The sequence below is a fragment of the Homoserinimonas sp. OAct 916 genome (assembly GCF_003260275.1).
Lineage (GTDB): Bacteria > Actinomycetota > Actinomycetes > Actinomycetales > Microbacteriaceae > OACT-916.
This window is the reverse complement of sequence record NZ_QJHB01000006.1, coordinates 26933-53083: the sequence shown is the minus strand read 5'-3', so window position 1 is coordinate 53083 and position 26151 is coordinate 26933. Positions and strand designations below refer to the sequence as shown.

The window sequence follows — 26151 nt, the reverse complement described above, 5'->3', positions numbered from 1 at the left end:
AGCCCACCACCCCGGGATCGCCGGCCACGGCGCCTCGACCGCTTCGGCCTAGAATGCCAGCATGACATCAGCGCAGATTCTCGGAGACCAATATCAGGAGGCGACCGCTGCCGGCGCGACCGCTCTGGACGCCGCCGATCCCTTGGCCTCCTACGGGGATCGCTTCATCACCCCCGACGGGGAGAAAGTCATCTACCTCGACGGCAACTCCCTGGGTCGGCCACCCGCGGCGAGCGCCGACCGAATCAACGATTTCGTTCGCGCCCAATGGGGCACCCGCCTGATTCGGGGCTGGACCGATGGGTGGATGGACCTTCCGCAGATCATCGGCGACCGACTGGGCTCGGTCATGCTGGGCGCTGCCGCCGGCCAGGTCACGGTGGGGGATTCCACGACCGTGATGCTCTACAAGTTGATCCGCGCTGCGGTCGATGCGCATCCGGAGCGGCGTGAGATCCTGATTGACACCGACAACTTTCCCACAGATCGTTTCATCGTGGAGGGGATCGCGGCCGAGCGCGGTCTGACCGTGCGCTGGATCCAACCCGACCCGACGGCTGGCGTCACCGTCGACCAGGTCGTCGAGGCGGTCACGGGGAACACAGCGCTCGTGGTGCTCAGCCACGTGTCGTATCGGTCCGGATATTTGGCCGACATGGAGGCGATCACCCGCGCCGCCCACGACGTCGGGGCACTCATCCTCTGGGACCTCTGCCATTCCGTCGGGGTCATACCCACCCAGCTCGACGCGTGGGGGGTCGACCTTGCCGTCGGCTGCACGTACAAATACCTGAACGGCGGGCCGGGCTCACCCGCCTTCGGCTATGTGCGGAGCGAACACCAGTCCCGGCTGCCGCAGCCGATCTGGGGCTGGCTGGGGCGAGAAGACCCGTTCGAGATGGAACAGGGCTACCAGGTGGCCACGGGAATTCGCGGCTTCATCAGCGGCACGCCCTCGATCCTGGGCATGCTGGCGATGCAGGACACGATCGACATGATCGACGAGGTGGGCATCACCGCCGTACGGGCAAAATCAGTTCAGCTGACGGAATACGCGGTGATGCTGGTCAACGAATGGCTGGTTCCGCGCGGGGTTGAGATCGCGTCGCCCCTCGACCCGGAGCGGCGAGGCGGGCACATCACCATCAACCACGACAGCTACCGCGCGGCCCTCGACACCCTCTGGGACAGGAATGTGATCCCCGACTTCCGCACGCCGAACGGGCTGCGCCTGGGACTGTCGCCGCTGTCCACCTCGTTCGCGGACGTCTATGCCGGCGTGGATGCCATCCACGAGGTCACCCGCGCTGCAGGCTGACCTCGTGGACGCTGTGCCTGATCCAGTCAGCCGACCGTCTTGGCGAACTTGCTGAGAAGGTGGGGGCCGGCCACCACTGGTTCATAGCGGGGTTGCTCCCCGGGCTCGACGCAGGTCGGCAGGCACTCGATCACGGCGCCGAAGTCGGCGTTGAAGAAGAACGGCATGCTCTGTCGACGGCTGCCGGCGCGTTCGGCGACCGGCGGGTTGACGACCCGGTGCAGCGTCGAGTTCCAGCGATCGTTGGTCCACCGGGCCATCAGGTCGCCGATGTTCACCACGAATGCGCCGTCGATGCTGGGGATGCCGACCCATTCGCCCGCGTTCTCGTCGCGCACCTCGAGGCCACCGGCCGAGGGCTCCTGCCGGAGAATCGTGAGGATGCCGTAGTCGGTGTGGGCGCCTGCGCGCAACTGGCCGGGCTGCGGGTCACCGTCGGGTGCCGTGTAGTTGATGGCCCGCAGCGCACTGGTCGAACGCTGGATCTTGTCGTCGAAGAACGCCGGCGGCAGATCGAGGCCGCGCGCGAACAGTGAGAGCAGTCGCCCGCTCAGTCCGAGCATCGACCGGTAGTAGGCCGTCCAGGTCTCACGCAACTCCGGCAGCATCTCCGGCCACAGGTTGGGCGAGTACGCGTCGGACTCTCCCTCGATCAGTTCGTGGGTGGGCTCATCGACCGGGCCGATGTTGAAGATCTCCTTCAAGTCACCGGGTCCTCTGGACCCCAAAGATTTGCTGAGTGCTTCCATGCCCATCGGAATGTAGCCGTACGGGTAGGACGCGCTCGGACGCTCCACCGTGAGTTTCTCTGCCAGAGAAAGGTCGAAGAACCTGCGTGCAGTATCCCAGGCCGGGTCGGCGATCTGAGTGTCGATGCCGTGCCCGATGATCTGGAAGAAGCCCACTTCGCGGCAGACCTCATCCAACTCGCGGCCGACCGTCTGCGGGTCGCGATCCAGATCGACAACCGGCAGCAACTCAGCGTCGCGACGGTCATCCAATTGAGCGGTAAAAGTAGTTTCGTCGTGAGAGTTGTTCATGGGCAAAGCCTATCGATCGGGCGGATCGATCCCGCACTCCCGGGTATCGGCGAGCACACGACGCATGTGGCGCCTCCGTCTGCCAAGCCCTTTGCGGCTGCCGATCGCCCCGTCAGCGTCGGCGGCGAGGCTTTCGGCCGGGCGCTGGGCGCCGGGGTGGTCCTGCAGGCCGCCTGCCGCCCTTCGACGAGGCGGGTTCCTTTTTCGGCGGCTTCTTCGTGTCGCCCTCTGCCTTCGCGGCATCCGGCTGCCGGCCGCGTGAACTCGCGGCCGTGCGACCCCGCACGATGCCCACCCAGTCATCGATCTCGTCGCTGGTCGCCTCGGTTGGCCAGACAAGGGCGATCTCGGTTTCTTCGGCGTCGATCAACGGCACGGCCCGCACGTCTTTGCGGCTGTACAGCCGCGCCACCGAATGGGGCAGCACCAGCACGCCGACTCCGGCCGCGACCAGTTCGACCGCCTGCTTCGTCGGGTCTGTGTCGGCACCTGTACCCGGTGCAGCGCCGGGTGGTGTGGAGTCTGCGATGGAAAGGGTCGTGTCGTCGGCCAACGAGGCCAGGTCGAGTTCGGACGCATCCCACAGCGGATGATCCTTGCCGAGCACTACGACGGGAACCTCGCCATACAGGCGAATGACGTTCAAGCCCTCACGCTCGATCGGAAGACGCACGAAGCAGACGTCGGCCCGATCTTCCATTACGACCGCGAGTTGGTCACGCTCGGCCACAGGGAGGAGCTCCAACGGCTCAGACGGATGGCGTTCCGCCCACGTTCTCGTCCATTTGGTGAGGGTGACGCCAGGCACGAAAGCGACTCGCAACGACATTGGCTCTCCTCACGGGGTCTGACGAATGGTGTCCTGCTACTGGCTTCAACGAATCGGCCTCCATCACGCGGTGTCAATCAGGCAGTTTCACCTCGGTGTCTCTGCGGCAGCCCCCTTCGGTCATCCGGCCTGCCTGCACAAAGGTTACGCTGTGCAGATGAGTTCGACGCGCACCCCCCAGATGATGAAAGCCGCCACGGCGGCAAAAAAGCTCGGAATCTACCTCCCGGCCACCCCGGAGGAGTTCCAGAAATCTGAGATCAGCCGAACCGAGCTGAACCAGCTGCAGGAGTCGCCTCCAGAATGGTTGCAGCAGTTGCGGCAGAACGGTCCGCACCCGCGTCTGGTGGTCGCTTCAAAACTTGGGGTCTCCATCGCGGGCCTGGTGCGCGCCGGGATTATTGACAACCCGCTGACCACCGCCGAGATCAAGGAATTGTTGCAGGCGCCACCAGCCTGGCTGGTTGAGGAGCGTGCCACGCACGCCGGTGTGCAGACAGAGAATCGCCGGGTGAAAGAGATCGCCGCCGCCGAGCGGAAGAAAAAAGAGCGTTCAGCGGGGCGCTGAGACCGGTTATCCGCTCTCGGTGAGCTTCGCTACCCACTGGCGAAGGAACCAGGCCCCGGCGTGGTCATGGATCAGGTCGTCGGGTACCACCACCGGGTACGGCTTCTGAAGTACGCCGTCTGACGGCCTCACATCGACGTGGGCCACCTCGTAGCCCGCATCGTGAAGAAAGTCGGCCATCAGGTAGTCGCTCCGTGAATCACCGACCGTGCGCCACAGCGTCGGCACCGGCCCGTGCCCGAGAAAGTACCCCAGTGCGCGCTCGGCGCCCCGATCCTTGTCGAGCAGCACCGACTCCACATCGATCGAGATGATGGTCGGGTCGATGCGGAACGGAACGTGCCCGTCTGAATCAGCAACGACCCGATCATTGAACCGCGCGCCGAGGCCGTGGTCGACGAGCAGATCGAATGCCGCAGCGGCGAACGACGGTTGTGCACGCACAAACGCCTCATGCTCGACGTCGGTGCGCTGCTCCACGGAGATCATGGCGTATTTGGTGCCGTCGAACTCCATCGTCTCAGCAAATGATGAGTGCACGAGTTGGCGAATCGCCTCGGTGTAATCCTGCGGCAGGGCGAGTGCGTGATCGATCTCGACCGTCCCAACGCCCTGCTCGGTGATCGGAAACCACACTCCACCCTTCTCGCAGACGCCGAACATCCGCCCGCCACCGGCAAGAACTGGCCCGAGCCCGGCATCGATCAACGGCCCGACCACGTGTTCGCGGATGAAAGATTCGCTCCGGCCAGTGACGAAAGCAATCGGAACGCCGAGCCCGCAGAGAGTGACCAGATCGTCGATGATGCTTGGAATGGCTATGGAGCGGCTGACTGGGCTGGCGATCGGGCCGTCAACATCAAGGAGCAGACCGAGGGGTGGAATGGTTGTGGGCACGGCTCCATTCTCGTCGGTTCACCTCGGAGCGGGCGTGAACGTCTGCTGTCTCGTCGCGGCAGCGCCCTGAGGCGGGCACTGTTTGACGGTGCAGAGTTATTTGACGGTGCAGAGTTATTTGACGGTGCAGAGTTATTTGACAGTGCAGTCTCATTTGACGGTGCAGTGTCATTTGACGGTGCAGTCTCCGGGCGCCACAGACTGGTCGAAGGAGTCTGCCGATGCGAGGACCGGTGCGAGTTCTGCCATGGTGAGTGCGTAACCGACAGATGCCCGATCCTCGCTCTTGGCGAAGACCACCCCGGCCACCCGGCCGTCGGTGGTGAGCAACGGCCCACCCGAGTTGCCGGGTTGCACGCTCGCCGTGAGCGTGTACACCTCCAGAAGCCGGGGGTTCGTGCCGTAGATGTTGGGAACGTCAACCGGCGATACCGCGCTGACGGCGGCCGGGCCCAGCCGGAACGGACCGCCCAAGGGGTAACCGGCAACCACGGCCGGCGAGCCGACAGGCAGCGTCTCGGCTGCCGGCAGCGCGGGCGTGGGCAGCCCGTCGACCGCAATCACCGCCAGGTCCCGTTCGGGGTCGAATGAGACCACACGGCCCGTAAACGTTCCCGAACGCGGTGTCTCGATCACCGGCTCCGACACGCCGGCAACCACATGGGCGTTGGTGACGATGCGCCCTGGGGAGACCACGAACCCACTTCCAGACTGGTTCTGGCCACATTTCCACGCTGTTCCGGTCACTTTCACCACGGAATCTGCCGTGATCGTGAGCGCCGGGGAACCCAAGTCGATGTCGGGAAGTTCGGCCGGCTCAGCCTGCTGCGTGGGCAGGCCGAGTACGCGAGGAACACCCTGCTCCGCCACCGTGGAACGCAGCTCAGCGAACAGTGACTGCACCGGTGTGGGGGTGAGCGAATGGATGACCCCCAGCACCGTGGATTGGGAGACGGCCTGCGACACGAACGGGATGCCCAACCCGCTGGCGCTGAAGGCCAGCATCGAGATCAAACCGGCAGTGACCACCACACCGACCACAGCCCCGAGCAGCCTGTCGATGATTCTGAGCGGCGTGCGGTCCACACCCCGGCGCACATACCGGCCGACCGCCGATCCGAGGGTGTGCCCGAGCACGATCAGCACGATCGCTGTGGCCACAACCGAAGGCACACGCCACACCGCATCCGTGACCCAGGAGCTGACCAACGGAATAGCGAGGAAGGCTGCCACCACGCCCAGCACCACACCGGAGATCGCGCCGAGACTCAGGGCCAGCCCGGCACGGAAGCCGTAAACGAGATAGCCCACGAGAACAAGCACCAGGGCGATGTCGAGAATCGGTAGTCCCACCGGATGCTCTCCTTGATCTCGTAGTCAGTCGCGGCAGCGCACCGTATGCATGCGACCGGCACCCGAGAATGTTACGCGACACTCTTCCGAGTTCACTGCAACGGTGTGAGACGAAGCATCGCTACAGACGAGGCAACGCTGTGAGACGAGCAGTAGCGGTGACCGTGCTGACGACGAGAGGCAGACCGGCCAAGCGGCAGGGGAGAGGCCGCATTCTATGACGGAATTCCCAGCCGATACCACTTGGGGAATATTTCGCCTCAGGGTATGGTTGAAGGTACTGTAGGTGTGCACTAGCATGCACTCCGACCAGCTTGATCACCGCACGTGCCACAGTATCTGCCGATGAACAGCGCCCCAGACACTATCTGGTCGGGCTGGAAGTCAGCGGATCGAATCGTCGTCAGGTGCCCAAACACATAACCATAGGGTGCTACGACACTTGTGATGCACGCGAGACGGGATCAAGCCGAGGCTCATGGACAAACAAGGGACAACTCAACATGATTTTTGAAGTCGGCGAAACTGTCGTATACCCCCATCACGGTGCTGCGACCATCACGAAGGTGACAACACGAAAGATCAAGGGTGTCGACACCAGGTATGTGAAGCTCGAGATGCACGAGGGTGATCTCGTCGTCGAGTTGCCGATTGACAACCTTGAGGAAGTCGGAGTTCGCGACGTCATCGATCAGGCCGGCGTCGAAGCCGTCTACGAAGTATTGCGCTCCGAGACGGTCGAGGAGCCAGGCAACTGGTCGCGGCGGTTCAAGGCGAACACCGAAAAGATGGGCAGCGGCGACGTCTTGCGCATCTCCGAAGTGGTGCGCGACCTCTGGCGTCGCGACCGCGAACGCGGTGTTTCCGCAGGGGAGAAGGCGATGCTGGCCAAGGCCCGGCGCAACCTCATCTCCGAGCTCCTTCTTGCACTGCACCTGTCGGCAGAAGAGACCGAGAGTGTGCTCGACGAGGTTCTCGAGTCAGCACTGGTCGCCGCATAGCCAGGCACAGCTGAAAAACATCGGTCCGGCCGCGTAGCTCTGAGCTACCCGGCCGGACCTTTCTGCTCATGGGCACCCTGCCCGGGAGATCGGTGGCCGTGCGCACTGGGCAATGCATCCGGAGCGACCTATATTGAGGTAACAAAACGCGGGATACGTTGAAGATCACTCTTTGGCGAGTCCATCCACTCGCGCAAATGACCCGATAGCTGTGCTCGTGTCTTCATTCTTGTATTCCTTGGGCCGCTGGGCCTTTCGGGCGCGGTGGCTGGTTCTCGTTGCATGGGTCGTGGTTCTGGTCGCGCTCATCGTGCTCGCGGGGCTCTTCGGCTCCGGCACCGACAACACCTACAAGATCCCCGGTACCGAATCTCAGAGCGCACTGGATTCGCTGGCCCGAACCTTCTCCGAAGTGAGTGGCACGTCCGCCCAGATGATTGTTGTGGCGCCCCCGGGCGAGGCCGTTCAACAACCTGAGTTCGAGGCCGCGATCGAGACCTCGATCACTCAGATCCTGACGATACCGCAGGTGTCGAATGTGACCTCTCCCTACGCGGCGACACCAACAGGCAACATCAGTCCTGATTCATCTGCCGCGCTGGTCCCCATCCAACTCTCGGTCACCCAGAGCGCGGTTGACGCCACAACATCCGACGCGCTGCAAGCGGCGGGGCGAACATTGAGCGCCGAACTGCCACCCGGATCGACCGTGGCGGTGGGCGGGCAACTCTTCTCGCAGACATCGGCCGGCATCAGCATCACCGAACTGATCGGTGTGTTGGTGGCTTTCATTGTTCTGCTGTTCACCTTCGGCTCGTTCGTGGCAGCGGGGCTACCGTTGGTCACCGCCCTCCTGGGCGTCGGCGCATCCCTGGCCGTGATACTCACCGCAACACGTTTTCTGACGATCACCTCGACCACACCGCTGTTGTCGCTCATGCTCGGGCTTGCCGTGGGCATCGACTACGCGCTGTTCATCATCTCCCGGCACCAGGAGAACCTCAAAGAAGGTCTCGCGCCAGAGGAGTCAGCGGCTCGCGCCATCGCCACAGCAGGGTCTGCCGTCGTCTTCGCCGCGATCACGGTGATCATCGCCCTGCTCGGACTGAGCGTGGCAAGGATCCCCTTCTTGACGACCATGGGGGTGGCCGCCGCGTTCGCCGTCGCCGTCGCAGTGCTCGTTTCGATGACACTCACGCCCGCGCTGTTGGGGTTTGCAGGAAAACGGGCCGTCGGCAAGCGCTTTCGTGTGGCTCTGTTGCCGGCCAAGATCTCGGACGGCGCGGCCACCGGCGACAATGCCACCCCACCTGCCCGGGGCGAGCTCGAGGCTTCCAAACCTGCTGACGATGACGACTCCACCCCCCGTTCTCTGGGCGAGCTCGAAGCGTCCGTGGTTGGGAACAGTGTTGGCGCAGACCACCACAGGAGTGTTGACGTCGCTGCGGCCGATCCCAGCGCTGATCCGCGCGGTAAATCCCGAGCGGGGGCCGGCACAGAGTTGGTACCCGTGCAGAACACGCCGGCCGGTCATCGACGGGCCTCGCACGGATTCTTCTTTCACTGGGTGGGAGTCATGACGAAATGGCCGATCGTCACGGTGCTTGCCGGGGTCATTCTGCTCGGGCTCGCGACCGTGCCAGCCGGGCACCTGCGCCTTGCACTGCCCGATGCCGGGTCACTCGAGGTGGGCGCACCGGGCAGGGTCACCTACGACCTCGTCAGCAAATACTTCGGCCCGGGTTACAACGGCCCGCTGATCGTGACGGGCTCCATCATCCAGAGCACCGACCCGGTGGGCCTGATGGCAACACTCGGAACCCAGATTGCGACCGTCCCCGGCGTGGCCGCGGTACCCCTGTCGACACCAAACCCCTCGGGCGACACCGGGATCGTACAAGTCATCCCCAAAGGTGGCCCCGACTCGCCACAGACGAAGGAACTCGTCGCCACACTGCGGGCGCAGCACGACACGTTCCTGCAGGAAGACGGCGTCGACCTGTCCGTCACCGGCTACACAGCGGCTGGTATCGACATCTCCGCCCGACTGGCCCAGGCGCTGTTACCATTCGCGCTGCTCGTGGTGGGCCTGTCGCTGATCCTGCTCATGATGGTGTTCCGCTCCATCGTGGTTCCCATCACGGCGGCGCTCGGCTACCTGCTCTCCATCGGAGCTGCTCTCGGGGTGAGCACCCTCGTGTTTGTGGACGGCGTTCTGGCCGGGCCATTGAACGTGAACTCGCTCGGCTCGGTGATCAGTTTCATGCCGATCATCTTGATGGGGGTGCTGTTCGGCCTCGCGATGGATTACGAGGTCTTTCTGGTGACCCGCATGCGCGAGCACTTCGTTCACCATGGCAACCCCCGAGAAGCCGTCGAACAGGGCTTCATCGGCTCGGCTCGGGTGGTGACTGCGGCCGCCATCATCATGTTCGCCGTGTTTGCGGCATTCATCCCCGAAGGCGACGCGTCTATCCAACCGATCGCAGTGGGGCTGGCGGTCGGAGTGCTCGTCGACGCCTTCATCGTGCGGATGAGTCTCATTCCCGCCGTTCTGGTGCTGTTCGGCCGCCACGCCTGGTGGCTACCAGCCTGGTTGGAACGCGCGCTGCCCTCGTTCGACGTGGAGGGGGAGGGTCTGCGCAAGGAGCTCGCGGTGGTGGGCTGGCCAGATCCGACCCGGGAGTTTGCGATCGCCGCGGAACACGCAACCGTATCGAATGCCAGCACTGTCGTCGTCAAAGACCTGCACCTGCTGCTCCCCTTTGGGGACGTACTGATCGTACGAGGTACACCACAGTCGGGAAGATCGACCCTGCTTCTCACCCTCGCCGGACGGTTGCAACGAGTAGAGGGGCCGGTGAAGGTCGCGGGTTTCGCCCTGCCGATGCGTGCAGCGAAGGTGCGATCGCTTGTCGGCGTCGCCCGCCCCAGTCGCAGCGGTGACCCGGTCGCCGACCTGCGCGCCGCCCTCTCCCACCACGCGGTGATCGTGATCATCGATGACCTCGACGCCGTCATGCATCCAGCAGATCGGGCCGCGTTCTCCCATCTGCTCGAGAGCGCGTGGACCGACGCCCTCGCCCGCGACTCCTCGCTGACGATCATCGCGTCCTGTGGGCTCATGGCGCGACTCGACGAACTGCTGCCGATGGGGCCGACGGTGCACACGGCGCTGCTCACCTCGGGCAAGTACGCACATCTCCAGGGAAAGTGAGAAGACATGCCAAAATCAGCCTTGTCTGCGCAATCCGGTTTCGAACGCATGGGGGGAGTCGCAGTCGTCGCCATTGTGCTTATTCCGCTAGTGCTCGGGGTGTTGCTCACCTCAGGGTTGGCCAGCCCGACGGCACGGGCCGACCGCATCACGGCCGCAATCGTGAACGATGACGTTCCGGTCACCGTCAACGGAAACTCTGTGCCGCTGGGCAGACAATTCTCTGCTGCGTTGATCGCCGGTGGTGCCGACCAGTTGTCGGCGTCCTCGGCAGGCGGGGTTGTGGCCCCGCCCGAAGACAACTTCACATGGATCCTCACAAATGATGACGACGCTGCTGCGGGTCTTTCGGATGGTTTCTACACCGCGGTCGTGACCATCCCCCCGTCGTTCTCGGCTGATGCAATGTCGATCTCGGGTCCAGCCGCCTCTGCCACGCAGGCGATTTTTCACGTCAGCACGTCTCCGGGATCTGCTTACATCGACCCAGCCCTGACCGAGGCGATCACTGGTGCCGCCACCACTGCCCTGAACCTGAAACTCACGACGCAATACCTGCAGAACGTGTACGCCGGTTTCAACACCATCGATGACCAGATGGCACAGGCAGCCTCGGGTGCGGTTTCGCTTGCGTCGGGTGCATCGTCGGTGTCGAGCGGCGCGCAGTCTCTGGCCACCGGTGCGAGCTCCCTCGCCGCAGGTCTGGTGTCGCTCAGCTCGGGTGCTGCTTCGCTGAGTGCGGGCGCGGCGAGCCTGGATCAAAAGGTGCAACCACTGCCGTCACAGACCGAGCAACTCGCTGAGGGTTCCGCGGCGCTGGCGAACGCCACCGACAATGCCCAGACTTCAGTGGCCGGTGCAACATCGTCTTTTTCGACCGTGGTCGCCGAATTGTGCCAGAAGCCCGGGCCGCTGTGCACCAGCGCGACAAATGCACTGGGGCGCCTGCAGAACGCCGACGCAGGCGTGACGCAGCTGGCGAGCGGCGCTGACGCCGTGGCCTCGGGGAACGCCCAACTTGCTGCCGCGATGCCGTCCCTGGTCGCAGGGGTGGACCAGGTCTCGGGCGGCGCTGGTCAGGTCGCCTACGCCGCCGTCCAGGCGAGCAGTGGCGGGGCGTCGGTCAATGAGGGTGCCGCCAGTCTGGTTGGGGGAGCAGAACAGGTCGACTCGGGGGCCGCGCAGCTGTCCCAGAGCCTCGGTCAGGCGGTCACACAGATCCCCACATACAGCACCTCCGACATGTCGACTCTGGCGGCGGTCGCCGCCGAACCGGTGGTCGCCCAGCAGGCACCCGGCGGGCAGCAGGGTTCGCTCTCGGTGCCGCTGTTCTGCGTGATTGCCCTGTGGTTCGGAGGTCTGGTCATGGCCCTGGTGCGCAAGGCGGTGCCGTCATCTCGCTTGTTGGCAACCACGGCTTCGTGGATGATCACGGGGAGGTCGGTGGCGATCGGGTCGTTGTTGGGGGCCGCGCAGGGGCTGCTGGTCGCACCCGTGCTGCTTTTCGGAATGACGGTCGACAGGTCGGAGTGGGTGGCTTTCACCGGCCTGAGCGTTCTGGCGGGGATCGTGTTTGCCCTGGTCAACCAGGGGCTGGTTGCCGCGTTCGGAGCGGTGGGGCGGGTGATCGCCCTGTTCGCGGGCGTCATCACCCTCATCGTTGGTCTGGTCTCAACGGTGTCTCCGGCCTTCCTCACCGTGGCCGGCCTGCTGCCGACCACCCCGGCCGTGCAGATGTTGCGCGCAACCGCCATCGGTGACACCGGTGGCGCGTGGACGAGCGCCGCCGTGTGTACGGGGTTCGGTGTGGTGGGCATCGCGCTGGTCTTCGCCGGGGTGATCGGCCGGCGAAGCGTTCGGACGCGGGCCTTGAGCCCGGCCAGAACCGCGCGATGGTGATCGCACCCCGTCACTACCTGCTGGGGAGGCCACGATGCCCGCTCCGTGCCGGCGGGATCCGGCATCGGCGAGAATGGTGCCATGGATATCACAGGGCAATACCGGCACTACAAGGGCAGCGTCTATGAAGTGGTCGGCATCGCCCGGCACAGTGAGACCGAGGAAGAACTCGTGCTCTACCGTTCGCCCGCCGGCGATCTGTGGGTCAGACCCCGCACGATGTTCTTCGAGCAGGTTCAGGTAGACGGCAACCAGGTTGCGCGCTTCACCAAGATCTCGTGACGCCGTTGGACACGTGGCACGGATCCGAGCCGTCGGCGCGCACCACCCGGCCGAGCGCCTATCCTTGGCTGAGATGATCACGAGACGACAAGCCGCGGTGCGGCTCGATATTCCGGTGGAAATGGCCCAGCGCAACGGCATCCCCGCGCGCATGACCGAGGCCGAATTGGCCGCCATCGATCAAAACCCGCCGTCCTGGCTGGCCCAGTCGCGAGCCAACCGCACCGGAAAGAAGCCGGTCTGGGTGCAGCTCACGTGTGTCGTGTGCGGATACTCCGAGGCAGCCCGTCCCAAGAAGTGGTGGCCAGAGGTCACTTATCTGAGCTGCTTCGATCACGGCTATGACGAGGTGCCGCCTCCCGCGGAAGGGCTGAGCCGTACTGAGGTCGACGGCATCGGCACCCGGTTCGTCGGCATCGTCGACGCTCCGGCCTGACACACCCGCGACCGCGCCCCTCGGAACGGTTCGCGCACGTTCGACCGGGCACGAAGAGTTCCATCTGGCGCGCGGGGCTGCCGACGTCGACCTGCGCCACGAGAAGCCCTCGGTGAGGCGGCGAATGCACGGCCACGTGTGCTTGGATTGCATCAATCATGAACACACTCTTAAACATCATCTGGCTGGTCCTGTCGGGATTCTGGCTGTTTCTGAGCTACATGCTCGCTGGCATCATCTGCTGCATCCTGATTGTGACCATCCCCTTCGGTATTGCATCGTTCCGCATCGGTCTGTACGCGTTGTGGCCGTTTGGGCGTGAAGTGGTCAACCGGCCGCATGCCGGCGTGTTCTCATTTCTCGGCAACGTGATCTGGGTGATCGTGGCCGGCATCTGGATCGCCATCGAGCACGTCATTGGGGGAGTGCTGTTGTGCCTCACCATCATCGGCATCCCGTTGGGGATCGCGAACTTCAAGCTGGTGCCCGTCGCACTCATGCCGCTCGGCAAAGAGATCGTCGACATTCGGCGCTGACCGCCGGGGCCACCCGCAGCTGAGCCGTAGGGGCCCGGCCATAGAATTGCACCATGGCTCTACTCCATCACGCTGACCTGAAACCGTCCAAAGTGGAATTCCTCGCCCGGTGGGTCCCGAGCCAACCGTGGTTTGCCGGAGACGCAGAGGCGGAGTTCAGCCGCGTGGGTGCGTATCGGTTCGACGATCCGGCCGGCGAGGTCGGCATCGAAACTTTTTTGGTGACCGCCGGCGACGGCCCGGTACTGCAGATTCCCCTCACCTATCGTGGAGCGCCGCTTGCCGGCGCCGAGGCTTCATTGGCGGGCACCATGGAGCATTCGGTGCTCGGGCACCGTTGGGTGTACGACGCCACCGGTGACCCGGTCTATCTCGCGGCAGTGCTGACGGCAATGCTAACTGGCGGCCACGAAGTGCAGGAGTACTTCATCGTCGACGGGGAGAAGGAATTTCGTGAACCGAGCGCGGCCGTGATCGGCAGCGGAACCGCTGGCACCGCGGTACCCGATCTCGCGCTGGATGCCCCGCTCACTATTCGGCAAGAAGACAATGCGACGATCGTCGAGACCGGCATCCTGACCCTCGCCCTGGCGCGTCGACTCGGCGAACCCTCCGCCGAAACCGGCGCCCTGAGCTCGCTGGTCACGGCCGACGAAGCCGCAACCCGGCACGTGCTCCGCGGAAGCTGGAACGGCCAGCCCACCCTGCACACCCTCGCGGTCGCCGCCCTCGGCTAGGTGCCGTTCTCACTTCGCGCAACTTGGCACTCTTCGCGCCAGGTCGAACGGGCGCGAAGCGAGCCAGCTGGCGCGGTGCGGCAGCGTTGACCGGCGGCGCTGCACTGCGGGCTCAGTAGTCGCCCAGACCGCCGAGCAGCGGACCGCCCGGGAGCGCATCCCGAATGTCGCCGGCCTGAATTCCGGCACCTCCCGGCCAAAGCACGTTGGCCATTCCCGGGTATTGAACGGCTAAGCCCTGCGGGCCCAGCGGATCATACAGAGGCTGGCTCGAAGGGTGGTCTGCACCGGGATCGCCAATCGGCTCCTCCATTGCTGCCCTGAACCTGCCCATTTCGGGAGGAACCTGGGATAGGTATGCCACCACTTTCATCCCCGGCGGAAACCCGAGTTCGAAGTCAGCAACAGACCCTGTCATGCGCCCGAAGGTTATCAAGCCCGTTGTGATGTAGACGAAACCGTCGTTGTTCGGTTCGAGTGCGCCAAATGCCACCTCAACGTTTGTCAGAACGATGACGACCTCCGATCGGTCGTAAACACGATCACCACCCGCGTAGTGGACCACCCTGCTGCCCTCGCTCACCTCAACGATTTCGCCGCTGACGACCAGATCGCTCTTCGCCCCGAGCACCAGGTTCGATGACACCGGATTGTAGTCGGGCGCACCCTTGACGAGACTCAAAGTGGCCTGCTCGCTGTACCGCCCACCTTCTGAGAAGTGTTCGCCCGAGCCCTCAGGGGTCGCGCCGACCGGAGTTGTCGACGGTGCCGCGGACGGCGTGGTCGGCTCAGCAAGCGTCGAAGGGGACGGTGGTTGAGACAACGACGAGACTGCCCAGACAACTCCGACTCCGGCAAGCACCAGTACTGCGGCCGTTGCGAAAGCCGCGCGTCGAACGGATCGGCTGCGGGCTGCGGGATCTGATCTCATGAAGTCGCCGAACCCCCAGATATCTTCAGTCGGTCAGCCATTGCCATCTCCGCCGAGCAGTGGCCCGCCCGGGAGTGCATCCTGGATGTGCCCAATCCGCATTTCGCCGAGTATCGGCCAGAGCACGTGCGAGCTACCCGGATGCTGCATCACGAGACTCTGCGGTCCGACCATGTACACGGCTTGGCCAGCCGGGCGTCCGGTAGCGGGGTCGACAGGCTGCATCTGCTCTTCTTCTTCGTTGGTCGGGGGTGATACGAGATAGGCCACTACCTTCATCCCTGGCGGAAACGCGATCCTGACGTTGGAAACGGACTCTTTCGTGCCCGGAGTCACGATGTAGACGAAACCATCATTGTTCGGCTCGAGTGCCCCTGACGCCACGTGGGCGTTGGAGACGACAAGCACCATCGACGTGGAGAAGGGCTGACCGTCGCCCACGCCGGAGACCCACGTGGGGCCCTCATTCACCCCCACGATCTCACCGCTGATCACCAGGTCGCTTCGTTGCGCGAGTTTCTGGTTCGTTGACGCCCCAATGTAGTCAATCGTCTGAGACGTATCGAACACAGTCATGATGGCCTGCTCGTTGTACCCGCTACCGTCTGAGACGCCGTTGTTCGAGCCCGGCTCCTCATCGGCTGCCTCAGGATGGGTGGTCGACGGTGCCGCGGATGAAGCGGTTGGCCCGGCAATAGTTGACGGGGATGAGGCGGTTGGCCCGGCAATAGTTGACGGGGATGAGGGCGTGACCGCCCAGACGACTCCCGCTCCGGCTAGCACCAGCACTCCGGCCGAGGCGAGCGCGACGAGGCGCAGGGAACGGCGGCGTGAGGCAGCATCCGAGGCCACCCGGGCCAGGAGTCGATCTTCCAGGTGAATGTAATCGTCGTCACTCGGCACGTCAGAAGTGAGGCTCATGCAATCACGTTCCCTTCAGGTGGTGCAGTTCGGATCGGAGTCGCACACGCAGTCGTGCGAGCCGGCTGCGCACCGAGCCATGGGTCAAGCCGAGCCCCAGAGCCGCCTGCTCATAACTGATCGACTCCAACAGGCACAGGTGAAAGACCTTCTGGTCGATCTCGGGCAACGCTCTGACGACGTCGTCAATGCTGCGCAGGGTGTCGGAAGTCATGGCCAACGCCTCCGGTGACGGCGAATCTTCGATCGCTTCGGTCACGGCGGCCGTCACGTGTGCTCGCTCTCGGTCGCGGGCCCGGCGCCGGTTCAGAGCCAGGTACCGCGAGGTGGTGGCCAACCAGGGCAGGGTTGACCCACCGACCAGGGTGATGACCGCGCGTTTTTTCCACAGCAGCAGGAAGGCATCCTGCATGATCTCTTCCGCATCGTGTCGGGAGCGCAACACGTTGAACGCGGTGAAGTACACGGCGCGCTGGTGCAGCTGAAAAATCGATCGCAACGCGTCGGTGTCGCCGGAGAGCATGCTCGCCAGAAGATCAACTTCCGCAGGCATGACTGCGGGTGGTCTCTCTGGCGACATTGTCAGTTTCCTCTCCAGGACTCGTCGTACCGGCAGTACGCGCCCTCTACCCAAGGTGTGTGCAGCAGCAGTCACATCGTCTCATTCCGATTCCCGCGCCGGTTACTGCCCCTCCGATTACTCGCCGCTTTCCGCACCCTGCGTGCTCGCTGCATCCGCCGTGCACAACGGATCATCGGTACTCCAGCCGGTGGCCCCGTACATACCGACCCGGAAGCCGCTGCTTTCGATCCCTGCGGGCTCGATCAGCACTCGCGCCAGCTCTTGGCCGGCTTCTGTGTAGGCGACCACCTCGCCGCCTCGATCTGTGCCGTTGTGATCCGCGCCACTGTGTTGTTGCTGCGCGAGTACATCACGAACAGCCCGCAGCCCGCGAACACTGATTTTCAGCCTGACCGGATGGTCAGGGTCACTTATCGGAGTGTGTGCCCCTGTGCCGGCAGGCAGCTCAGTCAGCTGGCGTTCCAGGCCTACAAGAATCTCCTGAACGGCGCCGACTGCGGTCGCCGGCCCGGGGCTGCCATCCCATTCCAGGATGGCGGCCCACGAACACGCTTCAGACCGCACCAATCCGGTTTCGGGGGAGGCCACGGCAACGGATGAGGCAGCTGAGGCAGCTGAGGCAGCTGAGGCCGACGTTGCAGACCCGGGCGAAGACGCCGTGACGCCGGCACAGGACACACACATCAGTGCGATGGTCACACCGATCGTGGCCGACAGAACTTGTCTCCCGCATCTCACGCACAACACCTCATCTCGGAGCACGCCCAATCGGCGTATGAATATTCCATTTATGCCTTATCCCTACAGTGTCCGACCACGCGCGAACCGTCTCACGGATGCCGCGTCCGACCGGCCATCGCGCACCAGTACATGCCGAGGTGAACATCGTGTCCCCACCACCGAATGGCCGAATTTGCCGGTCAGATGATATTTTTTCACGATCAGACTATGGTGAGTGAAGCCGTCAGACAGTGTTGGCGTGACCCGGTCACTGACCGTAGTCTGCACGGCAACGGGAATGGACCGGCCCGACACCGGCCTGTGGCTCACAACGAGGGGAGAAGACAATGGCGTTCTTCGAGAAGATCAAAGCGGCATTCGACAGCGGCGGAATCAAGGTCAAACTTGAAGTTCCGAGAAAGTTCACCTGGGGCGATGCGTCGGTTCCGGCGACCGTGACGCTGACCGGCCACAAGTCGGAACGACGCAGGGTCGAGGCATTGCGTTTCAGTTTCGAAGACGAAGCCCAAGAAAGCTCGTCAAGCGGCTCGAGCAGCAGCTCGGGCGGTGGTTTCAGCATTGGGCCGAGCGCCGGATTGAGCGGTGGGCCCGCCAACCAGAATGGCCAGAGGGTTCGAATCGACTACCATCACGAGGGGCCGATCGACCTGGAGCCAGGCCAGGTGGAGACTCTCACCGTCGACATGCCGCTCCAGATGCCGGCAAGCGCCGAGGCGGAGGTCGAAGCCGCGGTGCCCGGCTTTCTGGGGAAGGCCCTCAAATCGATGGCAACCATGGGAAGGCCCGACCTGATCACGCATTTTGTCGTGTCAGTAGCCACCGACGTCGAAGGGGTGAAGAAGTCGAAGGCGACATCCAAGCGAATATTGAACAGTGCTTCGCAGGGGTTCACATCGAAAACGACGGTGCTCGGGGTGGATTTCTAGCCACACGACCGTGCACCAGCGGTGAATGTGGCCGATGAGATCGCCGCAGAGATTACTCTCGACTCCCGGTTGATGGCCGGCTCCGTCAGGCGTCGTTCAGGTTCCCTCCGGCGGGGAGATGAGAAGGCCCACCCGCTCGGCGAGATACGCGTCCAGGCCAACGGCCGCGTCGTCGCCGCCCGAGGCGTTCCAGCGCACCAGCACCCGTGACCCACGGATGAACAGTGGTCCCGACGACCCGCGCAATTCATCAGCCTGCACGGGGATGGGGCGTGCGTCGAAGTTCACGGTCTCGCCTCGTTCGAACGGGCCCCGGAACGCGGCTCCCCGATACATGCGGCGCGTCTCGGCCGACAACGATTGGAACCCCGGACGGCCAGGCTCGAGCACCCTCGTTGTCAGACCTGTCGCGTACAGCCTCGCGTCCGCATCGAGCAGAATGACGCCCAGCCGCCAGACTCGGCCCATCGGAACCATGGCCGGCGCTCGCTTGATCAACATCACTCGGCGAGACGGCTGAAACGTGGCCAGCGCCTCATCCCGGGCCCCGGCGGCGCTGAGTTCGGCGGCCGCACGGTTCGCAAGGTAACAGATTTCCTGCACGATGGGATCATCGTTCTGGGCCCGACCGCCGACTCTGCCGTCTTCATGCACAGGGCCAAGTTTAGATGCGTGACACCGTGCGCCGAGAGCCAAGGATCAGGTAAGACGCGTTGATAGGGTGAAGAATGAACGAATGCCCAACTCCCCGTTCGAAATCCTGCAACTGGTTCTGAGGATCGCACTTGCAGTCGCATTCATCGGAATGGGAGTGATGCACTTCAGGCCCGGCCCGAAACGCGTCATGGCCAAGATCATCCCACCCGCTCTGCGTTTCGAGGGAGTTGCCAGACCGGCGAACCTCGTCACGTTCACCGGCATCTGTGAGATTGCGGGCGGCATCGGTCTGCTCATTCCAGCGACGCAACTGGCCGCCGGCATCTGCCTCGCCGTGTTCCTGATGGTGGTATTCCCGGCAAATGCCTACGCTGCGCGCCACCGCGACCGGTTCGGTAAGGTCGCCGTGCCCCTGGTGCCGCGGCTGATCGGCCAGGTCATTCTGGTCGCCCTGTGCCTGATCGCTGTGATCTGAAACCTGGCCGAGCCTCGCGGGCGAGTGTCTGGCCGCCTCGTTTCGAAACACTTTAGACTGAAAGGAGATCGTTGCGACCGGGTATCGTGGCGGATCAATCTGATGGCTGGGATGTTGCGAGGGGTTCCATGGGGAAATTCATCTACGGTACGCCGTCGCTGACGGTTGAGTTCGACGACCGCGTTCTTGCACACGTCAAGGTTGTGATCACCACAAAACTTCGGCGCGGTGAGAGTTTTCTGTTCAACTGGGAGTACGGCACCGACTCGGGGAGCGGGCACTCGTCTGTCTGGTTGCATCCGGCAATTCCCCTCCAATTCGAGTTTGCCGACGCCGGTGAGCAGAAAATGAACAGGGAGTGGTTGGAGGAGCTCTTGCGCGCTGCGAACTCCAATTCGGGCCTGCGTCTCGTTCCCGAACCGGCGGTCGAGGGTGAATCACCACCGGACTCAGACACTGTGGGGCACAAAGTCCTCTAGCGCCCCACCTGCATACTCACCACTGTCCTATAATGGGTGCGGCCTCCGCGATACTCTTCGGTGGACTGGATGCTGCCGACTTCACTGAGACCTTGAGGTACCCCATGGGAAAATTCATCTACGGCACGCCGTCTGTCACCATCGAGTTCGACGACCGTGTTCTTGCCCACGTCAAGGTAGTGATCTCCACCAAGCTTCGGCGCGGAGAGAGTTTTCTGTTCAACTGGGAACCCGCCGAAGAGTCGGACGCCAGCCTGTGTTCCGTGTGGTTGCACCCCGCAATCCCGATTCAGTTCGAGTTTTTCGGCAACCGCGAACCCCGGATCAACCGCGCCTGGCTGGAAGACCTGATTCGTACCGCCAACTCGAACAGCGGCCTGCGGGTGACGCCGGAGCCCGACGAGCCAAAAGAATAGGTTCGCCCGGCAAGTCATCGAAGAACCGGCGCCGAATACCGTGCCCTGAGCGGGCTGACCGGTGTTTACGGGGTGTTCGCAGGCATCCGTGCCGATTACGATGAAAAGTGCTGGCCACGCCTTCGTCTCGCGGTGCCAGCGTCCTGATCACCACGACCGCTCACGCCGGTCACGGTGCGGTCAACCGAAGATCCACGCGCATCGAAGCGAATCGAAAGGCACCCGAATGGCGTCATGGCTTCCCTCGGGGTTTGTCTCTGGCGAGCGGATTCGCGACGTCATCAGGTCGACATTCTGGCTCATCCCGGCACTCTGTGTCGTCGCTTCGATCGGCTTGGCTGCTGGGCTGATCGCGCTGGATCGCGTTGTCCATGATCCGTCAGGGGTGCTCTTCCTGTTCCCGGGCCCACCAGAAGGCGCGCTCAGTTTCTTGTCGTCGATCGTGGCCGCGATGATCTCCTTCACGGGTCTGGTGTTTTCGATCACATTCGTTGTTCTGCAGTTGAGCAGTGGCCAGTTCTCACCCCGGGTGCTTCGTCATTTTTTGCGTGATCGCACAGTGCGCTGGAGCCTCGGCATCTTTATCGCCACCTTCGTCTACGCCATGGTCGTTCAGCGCGCCGTGCTCGGCACTGCAGACCACAGCCCCTTTGTGCCGAGGATCGCGATGGCGATGTCGTTCGTGTTCGTGTTGGGCAGTGTTGGATTGTTCATCGCGTACCTTTCGCGTGTTTCCAATATGATCCGGCTGGCGACGATCGTCGCTGAAATCGGGGCCCAAGGCCGAGCCACCCTGAAACGTCGACTTGAGTGCCGGTCGCCGTTGGCGCGTTCCGGACCCCCGGGCACATCACTCACCTTGGCTTTGCCAGTGCGGGAAATGATCTTCAGCCCCCGTCCCGGTGTGATTGTTTCCATCAATGAAGAGGCGTTGGTGAGGGTTGCCGCCGAGAAGAGTTGTTTGCTCACCCTCAGTGCCCGGGTCGGTGATTTCGTGCCGTTCGGTGGGCCGCTGTGCGCAGTACGCGAACCGCATCGAGGAGGTCCACCCACTCTCGACGATCACGAGGCTGATGCCGATCTGGAAGGGTTACGCACCGCGGTCCAGACACATATTTCGTTGGACAACGAACGCACTTCTGAACAGGACCTCGCTTTCAGCCTGCGAGAACTCGTCGATATCGCCGAACGGGCACTGTCTCCGGCAGTGAACGACCCGACCACCGCGTGCCAATGCATCGACGAGGTGCACGACATCTTCCGCAGGCTTGCCGTGCGCGCGCCGGCTGCCAGCGAATGGGAGGACGAAGCCGGGGTACTCCGCCTGATGATTCCACAATACGAGTTCAGCGATTACCTCAATTTCGTGGTTGGGGAGATTTGGCTCTACGGTGCACGTTCTGCCCAGGTGCCCGCTCGGCTGGCCACAATGCTCGCAGACCTGGCCACGGTCGCGATGCCCTCGTACCACGCTGATCTTCATCGGTGGTTGCAGACAGTCACCCACGAGACCTCCCGCTGAAGCTTAATCAGTCGTGAGCCTTTGGTGGACAACGCTCCCGGGCGAGTCACTCCCACGCATAGTGGGCCAAAACACCCATTGTCAACCCCTTGAATTGGGCACATCTTACGCCAAGAATGATGAGAACGAAGATCTGACCAGCCGCAGTCCTGTATTGACCGTCTGATCACCAGAACCACGATCTTTGGTGAGGATGGAGCCAATTGTCAGACGCAGAATCGCTACCCATAGGTTCGTCTCCGTCTGCCCGCGAGCAACGTGTATCCGTCGATCCACTCCAATTGTCGCCGAGAAATGCTTCTCGGCTGCGAAATGAACGAGTCTTCCAGGCTGTTGAGCGAGTACCTGGGATGGATGGTGACGTAACACGCGCCTTGGAATGGGCCGTCGAGGTCGCCGCGTGGGCTCCGTTGCCCGGTTCTGGGGAAACGCCGCTGCTGTGGGAACTGCTCGCGTCGACGGCAGCCGCCGACGTCGCCGTCGCACGAGTGCTGGAGCCCCACTTGGATGCTCGGGCAATTCTGCACCAAGCCGGACTTCCCGTGGAGCTGGAAGACGTCGACGCGGACGCTCGCAGCACGTGGGGTGTGTTTGCCGCTGAAGGGCCGGGCATGAAGGTCACCGCGGCCGAACGCGGGTCGACGTGGTTGTTACAAGGCACGAAGCCGTGGTGTTCCCTGGCGGGTCAGCTCACGCACGCGTTGGTAACCGCTCATGTGCAGGACACGCGGCGATTGTTCGCCGTCGACCTGAGGCAAGATGCCGTGAGTGCGGATGCTGGCCCATGGTTTCCGCGAGGCCTCAGCCAGGTCGTGAGCGCTCCGGTGCATTTCAACTCAGCGCGGGCCATCCCGGTGGGGGAGGCCGGTTGGTACCTCGAGAGGCCCGGATTCCAATGGGGAGGTTTGGCCGTCGCTGCGTGCTGGTGGGGCGGCGCCGTCGGGGTTGCGCGATCACTGTACGAATGGGCACGCAGAGGCAATCCTGATCAACTGGCGATGTCGGCGCTTGGGGCGGTGGACACCGAGCTGAATGCAGCACGATCTGTTCTGCGAGAGGCGGCCGTTGGCATCGACGATCCGTCGCCATCGGCATCTTCCGAGGCGATGACAGCTCTGCGTGCGCGCAACCTTGTTGCCGAGGTGGTGGATTCCACGATTCTGCGCGTGGGGCACGCTCGCGGCCCCGGCCCCCTCGTGAATGACGAGGCACACGCACGCCGGGTCGCAGACCTACAGCTTTACGTGCGCCAGCATCACGCCGCCCACGACCACGCCGCGCTGGGCCGTGCACTTGTGGCTTCGAGGGAAGCCTCGTGGTGACATTCAGCGCGCGGGCCCCCGGCACCCCGGAGACGGCGTGGGCAGCGAGTATGAAGCTGCGCGCCCTCCCAGCGCTTCAGCTCGGTGATATCGAGAGTGTGGTCGTGATCTCGGCACATCCGGACGATGAGGCACTTGGCGCGGGCGGGCTCATCGCTCGCCTCGCTTCGGAGGGGATACCGGTCACCTTCATCGTGGCGACGAACGGCGAAGCGTCACATCCGGATTCGCCCACACATTCCGCCATCGAACTGCGCCGCCGCCGCCGTGCCGAGATGAGTGCGGCCGCCGCGGTCATGGCTCCAGGCTCCTCCGTCACATTTCTGAGTCTGCCTGACGGACGACTGGGGGAATACATCACCGAGTTGCACGACGCCATACGCGATGGTGTCGGCGACGGTGCCAACGTGCTCATTCTGTCGCCGTGGAAAGAAGACCGGCACCCGGACCATCGCGCCGCCGCACTGGCAGCCCGAAAGGTCGCGCGCCACGTATCAGTGACACTCCTGGAGTACCCGATCTGGTTCTGGCACTGGGCCGACGCCAACGAAGTGACGGCACCATGGCCGTTGATGCGTCGACATGAGCTTTCCGAGGCTGACCTTCGCATCAAATCCGAGGCGTTGGAGCAGCATCGAAGTCAGGTCGCGCCGCTTTCGAGCCAGCCCGGTGATGAGGCAGTGGTCGATCCTGCGAGCCTTCGTTACTTTTTGCGGGATTTCGAAGTTTATGTTGTCGCGAGGAGAGACCGTGAGTGAAAGCTTGAAACAAGGATTCTTTGACGACTTCTACGCTGACTCTTCGGATCCGTGGGGCTTTGAGGACCGGTGGTACGAGGAGCGCAAACGCGCCATCACGACTGCGGTGCTGCCTCGGAGGCGTTTCGCTTCCGCATTCGAGGTCGGCTGTTCGATAGGCGTCCTCACCGCCGACCTCGCGGCGCGCTGCGACCGGTTGCTCGCGGTAGACATCGCAGCAGCGCCAGCTGCGGCGGCGACCGAACGGCTCTCCGAAAACAGTCATGTATCGGTCACCCAGATGGCGACGCCCGAGGAATGGCCAAGCGGACGATTCGACCTCATCGTGCTCTCGGAGATCGGATATTACTGGAGTTCGCAGGACCTGGCACTGGCTCTGGACCGCACCGCACAGTCGTTGGCACCCGATGGCATTCTGGTGAGTTGTCACTGGCGACGTCCGGTGGCCGAATATCCGCTGACCGGTGATGATGTGCATCGGGCAATCGGGGCGCGAAGCGAGTTCACCAGGCTCGTGCTGCACGAGGAAGAACCGTTCCTCCTGGAAGTGTTCTCCCGCTGCGCACCGTTGTCTCCCGTCGCCGCAGAGAGCTGGTTGGGCTGACATGGTGATCGAACAGATCGCAATCGTTGTCCCGATCAGGGACGAGGAGGAATTGCTTCCTCGTTGCCTGGCTGCGATAAGCCGTGCTGTCGAGAATGTGCCGAAGTCGGTGAAGGTCTCGACGATGCTGGTCCTCGACTCCTGCAGCGACCGTTCAGGCGCGATCACCGAGATGTGGTCGTTTGACACGCTCACCGTGGCGGCGAACACCGTGGGCTGCGCCCGCGCCGAAGGAGTCTCAGCCGTACTCGCGCGCAGTCGCATCGGACTCGACTCTTTCTGGATCGCGAATACCGACGCAGATTCAGCGGTTCCCCGAGACTGGCTGACGCACCAGTTGGAGATCGCCGACGCCGGTGCTGCGCTCGTACTCGGAGCTATCCGACCCGATGAGACCGGTTTCTCAATTCGACAGAGGCAACGCTGGTACCAGATGCATCCGTCTGGAATCTCCCACGGGGGAGACGTGTATGGGGCGAACCTGGGAATCCGTGGGTCGGCCTACCGCGCGGTCGGCGGTTTCGAGGCGGTGTCGGAGGACGAGGATGTGGGACTGGTCGCGCGAGTTCGTGACGCCGGACTCCCGATAGTTGCGACTCGTGGCCACCCTGTGCTCACGTCATCTCGTGTCGCCGGAAGAACGCCGGGCGGCTACGCGCGATACCTGAGAGAAGACCTCCTCAACGCCTGAAGACCATCGCACGCGGGGCCGACCCAATGGAGGGGCCTTACTATCAGCCCTTCGGATCCATGTTGATGCCCGCCATCGCGAGGTGACCTGAGTCCACCGGAAGTGCCACACCGGTAATGTTCGACGCCAATGAAGAGTTCAGGAACAATGCGGCGTTGGCGATGACTTCGGGAGGCATGAAGCCTGAACCCTTGAGTATCCCGTAGCTCTTCCCGCCGTTCACGAGATCGTCATACGTTCCACCTTCGTGACCAGCCATCATGTCGTAGGCCTGCTGGTTATTAGTCATTCCCGTTAGAATCGGGCCGGGGTTCACGGTGTTCGCACGGATGCCCTGTGGCCCGAGTTCCACCGCAATCGCCTTCATGAATCCGACAACGGCGAACTTGGCGGACGTGTAATGGGAGAAGAACGGTCCGCCCTCAAGACCGTTGACGGAAGATGTCATCACTATTGAGCCCTGTTGGCGTTCAATCATGTGCGGCACGACTGCCTTCACTGATTGCCAGACCCCGGTGATGTTGATATCGAGCATTTCTTGCCACGTCTCGCGGCTCATCGTCTGAACAGGGCCAAGGGTCCAGATCCCCGCGTTGGCGATCAGACAGTCAATCTGGCCGAACTGCGCAAGCCCTTCCTCCACCGCCGAGTCAAGCGCCGCTTGGTCACGGACGTCAGCTTCGATCCCCAGCACGCGGCGATCCAACGCCTCGACCTGCTTCACTGTCTCGGCGACGTCGTCCGCAGTGGTGTGCGGGTATGGAACTGAGTCGAACGCCTTCGTTGTGTCAACGAAGATGATGTCAGCCCCCTCCTTCGCAGAAACGACCGCGTGCGCGCGCCCTTGACCGCGACCTCCGCCCGTGATGAAAACTACTTTGCCATCGAGAAGTCCCATTGTTCTTCACTCCTTCTTGCGAGATCAATCGCGTCCGTGCTCGGACACTGCAGAGAGCCCCTGCAGAAATCGGGAGAACCGGTGTCCACCATTAAGGCACTCAGTGCCTCCAGC

General features: G+C 63.3%; 28 protein-coding genes. 18 read left to right on the top strand and 10 right to left on the bottom strand.

Annotated features, from left to right (window positions below):
* The first annotated feature begins 61 nt into the window (after nt 1-61).
* Nucleotides 62-1318 carry a kynureninase gene (kynU, locus tag DL891_RS08225; RefSeq protein ID WP_111719948.1) on the top strand — a complete coding sequence of 419 codons (1257 nt, stop codon included), beginning with the start codon at nt 62-64 and terminating at the stop codon, nt 1316-1318.
* A gap of 26 nt (nt 1319-1344) precedes the next feature.
* Here kynU and DL891_RS08220 read toward each other — a convergent pair whose 3' ends face one another.
* Complete coding sequence (locus DL891_RS08220) at nt 1345-2358, bottom strand: isopenicillin N synthase family oxygenase (RefSeq protein ID WP_111719947.1); 1014 nt, start codon at nt 2356-2358, stop codon at nt 1345-1347.
* A 112-nt stretch (nt 2359-2470) separates the two neighbouring features.
* Entirely contained in the window at nt 2471-3187 is a 717-nt protein-coding gene (locus DL891_RS08215) for a LysR substrate-binding domain-containing protein (protein ID WP_111719946.1), read from the bottom strand.
* Between the two features lie 157 nt (nt 3188-3344).
* Here DL891_RS08215 and DL891_RS08210 point away from each other — a divergent pair, with 157 nt between their 5' ends.
* Nucleotides 3345-3755 (top strand): DUF5997 family protein, encoded by a 411-nt coding sequence (locus DL891_RS08210; RefSeq protein ID WP_111720123.1) that lies wholly within the window; start codon nt 3345-3347, stop codon nt 3753-3755.
* Between the two features lie 6 nt (nt 3756-3761).
* On the opposite strand, the gene DL891_RS08205 is transcribed toward DL891_RS08210, so the two are convergent.
* Nucleotides 3762-4652 carry a hypothetical protein gene (locus tag DL891_RS08205; protein WP_232819074.1) on the bottom strand — a complete coding sequence of 297 codons (891 nt, stop codon included), beginning with the start codon at nt 4650-4652 and terminating at the stop codon, nt 3762-3764.
* 168 nt (nt 4653-4820) lie between these two features.
* Nucleotides 4821-6005 (bottom strand): MarP family serine protease, encoded by a 1185-nt coding sequence (locus DL891_RS08200; protein WP_111719945.1) that lies wholly within the window; start codon nt 6003-6005, stop codon nt 4821-4823.
* Nucleotides 6006-6508: 503 nt separating this feature from the next.
* Between DL891_RS08200 and DL891_RS08195 the strand changes: the two genes are divergently transcribed.
* The 7 genes from DL891_RS08195 to DL891_RS08165 all read left to right on the top strand — a co-directional run bounded on the left by DL891_RS08195 (nt 6509) and on the right by DL891_RS08165 (nt 14113).
* Nucleotides 6509-7006, top strand: coding sequence for a CarD family transcriptional regulator (locus DL891_RS08195; protein WP_111719944.1), 498 nt, complete (start codon nt 6509-6511; stop codon nt 7004-7006).
* Between the two features lie 217 nt (nt 7007-7223).
* Nucleotides 7224-10223, top strand: a complete 3000-nt coding sequence (locus tag DL891_RS08190; protein WP_198668825.1) for an MMPL family transporter — start codon at nt 7224-7226, stop codon at nt 10221-10223.
* 6 nt (nt 10224-10229) lie between these two features.
* Nucleotides 10230-12122 carry a hypothetical protein gene (locus DL891_RS08185; RefSeq protein ID WP_111719943.1) on the top strand — a complete coding sequence of 631 codons (1893 nt, stop codon included), beginning with the start codon at nt 10230-10232 and terminating at the stop codon, nt 12120-12122.
* Nucleotides 12123-12203: 81 nt separating this feature from the next.
* The gene (locus DL891_RS08180) at nt 12204-12404 is read left to right on the top strand and encodes a DUF1653 domain-containing protein (RefSeq protein ID WP_111720120.1); all 201 of its coding nucleotides are present in this window, start codon (nt 12204-12206) and stop codon (nt 12402-12404) included.
* 73 nt (nt 12405-12477) lie between these two features.
* A complete protein-coding gene (locus DL891_RS08175) occupies nt 12478-12840 on the top strand; it encodes a hypothetical protein (RefSeq protein WP_111720119.1) in 363 nt (120 codons plus the stop codon).
* A gap of 158 nt (nt 12841-12998) precedes the next feature.
* The gene (locus tag DL891_RS08170) at nt 12999-13376 is read left to right on the top strand and encodes a YccF domain-containing protein (RefSeq protein WP_111719942.1); all 378 of its coding nucleotides are present in this window, start codon (nt 12999-13001) and stop codon (nt 13374-13376) included.
* 53 nt (nt 13377-13429) lie between these two features.
* Nucleotides 13430-14113: a hypothetical protein gene (locus DL891_RS08165; RefSeq protein WP_111719941.1), complete on the top strand. Its 684-nt coding sequence runs from the start codon at nt 13430-13432 to the stop codon at nt 14111-14113.
* A gap of 112 nt (nt 14114-14225) precedes the next feature.
* Here DL891_RS08165 and DL891_RS08160 read toward each other — a convergent pair whose 3' ends face one another.
* The 4 genes from DL891_RS08160 to DL891_RS08145 all read right to left on the bottom strand — a co-directional run bounded on the left by DL891_RS08160 (nt 14226) and on the right by DL891_RS08145 (nt 17136).
* Nucleotides 14226-15044 (bottom strand): hypothetical protein, encoded by an 819-nt coding sequence (locus DL891_RS08160; protein ID WP_111719940.1) that lies wholly within the window; start codon nt 15042-15044, stop codon nt 14226-14228.
* Nucleotides 15045-15077: 33 nt separating this feature from the next.
* On the bottom strand, nt 15078-15965 hold the full coding sequence (locus DL891_RS08155; protein WP_111719939.1) for a hypothetical protein: 888 nt from the start codon (nt 15963-15965) through the stop codon (nt 15078-15080).
* Between the two features lie 4 nt (nt 15966-15969).
* Nucleotides 15970-16545 carry an RNA polymerase sigma factor gene (locus tag DL891_RS08150; RefSeq protein WP_111719938.1) on the bottom strand — a complete coding sequence of 192 codons (576 nt, stop codon included), beginning with the start codon at nt 16543-16545 and terminating at the stop codon, nt 15970-15972.
* 117 nt (nt 16546-16662) lie between these two features.
* The gene (locus DL891_RS08145) at nt 16663-17136 is read right to left on the bottom strand and encodes a hypothetical protein (RefSeq protein ID WP_157962447.1); all 474 of its coding nucleotides are present in this window, start codon (nt 17134-17136) and stop codon (nt 16663-16665) included.
* Nucleotides 17137-17615: 479 nt separating this feature from the next.
* Here DL891_RS08145 and DL891_RS08140 point away from each other — a divergent pair, with 479 nt between their 5' ends.
* Nucleotides 17616-18215: a hypothetical protein gene (locus tag DL891_RS08140; protein ID WP_111719936.1), complete on the top strand. Its 600-nt coding sequence runs from the start codon at nt 17616-17618 to the stop codon at nt 18213-18215.
* Nucleotides 18216-18311: 96 nt separating this feature from the next.
* Here DL891_RS08140 and DL891_RS08135 read toward each other — a convergent pair whose 3' ends face one another.
* Nucleotides 18312-18869, bottom strand: a complete 558-nt coding sequence (locus DL891_RS08135; protein ID WP_232819073.1) for a hypothetical protein — start codon at nt 18867-18869, stop codon at nt 18312-18314.
* An 82-nt stretch (nt 18870-18951) separates the two neighbouring features.
* On the opposite strand from DL891_RS08135, the gene DL891_RS08130 reads away from it, so the two are divergent.
* The 8 genes from DL891_RS08130 (at nt 18952) to DL891_RS08095 (ending at nt 25139) form a co-directional block, all read left to right on the top strand.
* Nucleotides 18952-19347, top strand: a complete 396-nt coding sequence (locus DL891_RS08130; RefSeq protein ID WP_111719935.1) for a DoxX family protein — start codon at nt 18952-18954, stop codon at nt 19345-19347.
* Nucleotides 19348-19475: 128 nt separating this feature from the next.
* A complete protein-coding gene (locus DL891_RS08125; RefSeq protein WP_111719934.1) occupies nt 19476-19826 on the top strand; it encodes a hypothetical protein in 351 nt (116 codons plus the stop codon).
* A 104-nt stretch (nt 19827-19930) separates the two neighbouring features.
* Complete coding sequence (locus DL891_RS08120) at nt 19931-20242, top strand: ATP-dependent DNA ligase (protein ID WP_111720117.1); 312 nt, start codon at nt 19931-19933, stop codon at nt 20240-20242.
* A 226-nt stretch (nt 20243-20468) separates the two neighbouring features.
* Nucleotides 20469-21764, top strand: coding sequence for a DUF2254 domain-containing protein (locus DL891_RS08115; RefSeq protein WP_157962446.1), 1296 nt, complete (start codon nt 20469-20471; stop codon nt 21762-21764).
* A 350-nt stretch (nt 21765-22114) separates the two neighbouring features.
* Complete coding sequence (locus DL891_RS08110) at nt 22115-23086, top strand: acyl-CoA dehydrogenase family protein (protein ID WP_232819072.1); 972 nt, start codon at nt 22115-22117, stop codon at nt 23084-23086.
* Nucleotides 23080-23844, top strand: coding sequence for a PIG-L deacetylase family protein (locus tag DL891_RS08105; RefSeq protein ID WP_111719932.1), 765 nt, complete (start codon nt 23080-23082; stop codon nt 23842-23844). The genes DL891_RS08110 and DL891_RS08105 overlap by 7 nt, the downstream gene beginning before the upstream one ends.
* Nucleotides 23837-24448, top strand: a complete 612-nt coding sequence (locus DL891_RS08100) for an SAM-dependent methyltransferase (RefSeq protein ID WP_198668824.1) — start codon at nt 23837-23839, stop codon at nt 24446-24448. Before DL891_RS08105 ends, DL891_RS08100 begins: the two co-directional genes overlap by 8 nt.
* 1 nt (nt 24449) lies before the next feature.
* Complete coding sequence (locus tag DL891_RS08095; RefSeq protein WP_111719930.1) at nt 24450-25139, top strand: glycosyltransferase; 690 nt, start codon at nt 24450-24452, stop codon at nt 25137-25139.
* A gap of 43 nt (nt 25140-25182) precedes the next feature.
* Here the strand turns inward: DL891_RS08095 and DL891_RS08090 are convergent, their stop codons facing one another.
* Nucleotides 25183-26037 carry a mycofactocin-coupled SDR family oxidoreductase gene (locus DL891_RS08090; protein ID WP_111719929.1) on the bottom strand — a complete coding sequence of 285 codons (855 nt, stop codon included), beginning with the start codon at nt 26035-26037 and terminating at the stop codon, nt 25183-25185.
* Nucleotides 26038-26151: the final 114 nt, after the last annotated feature.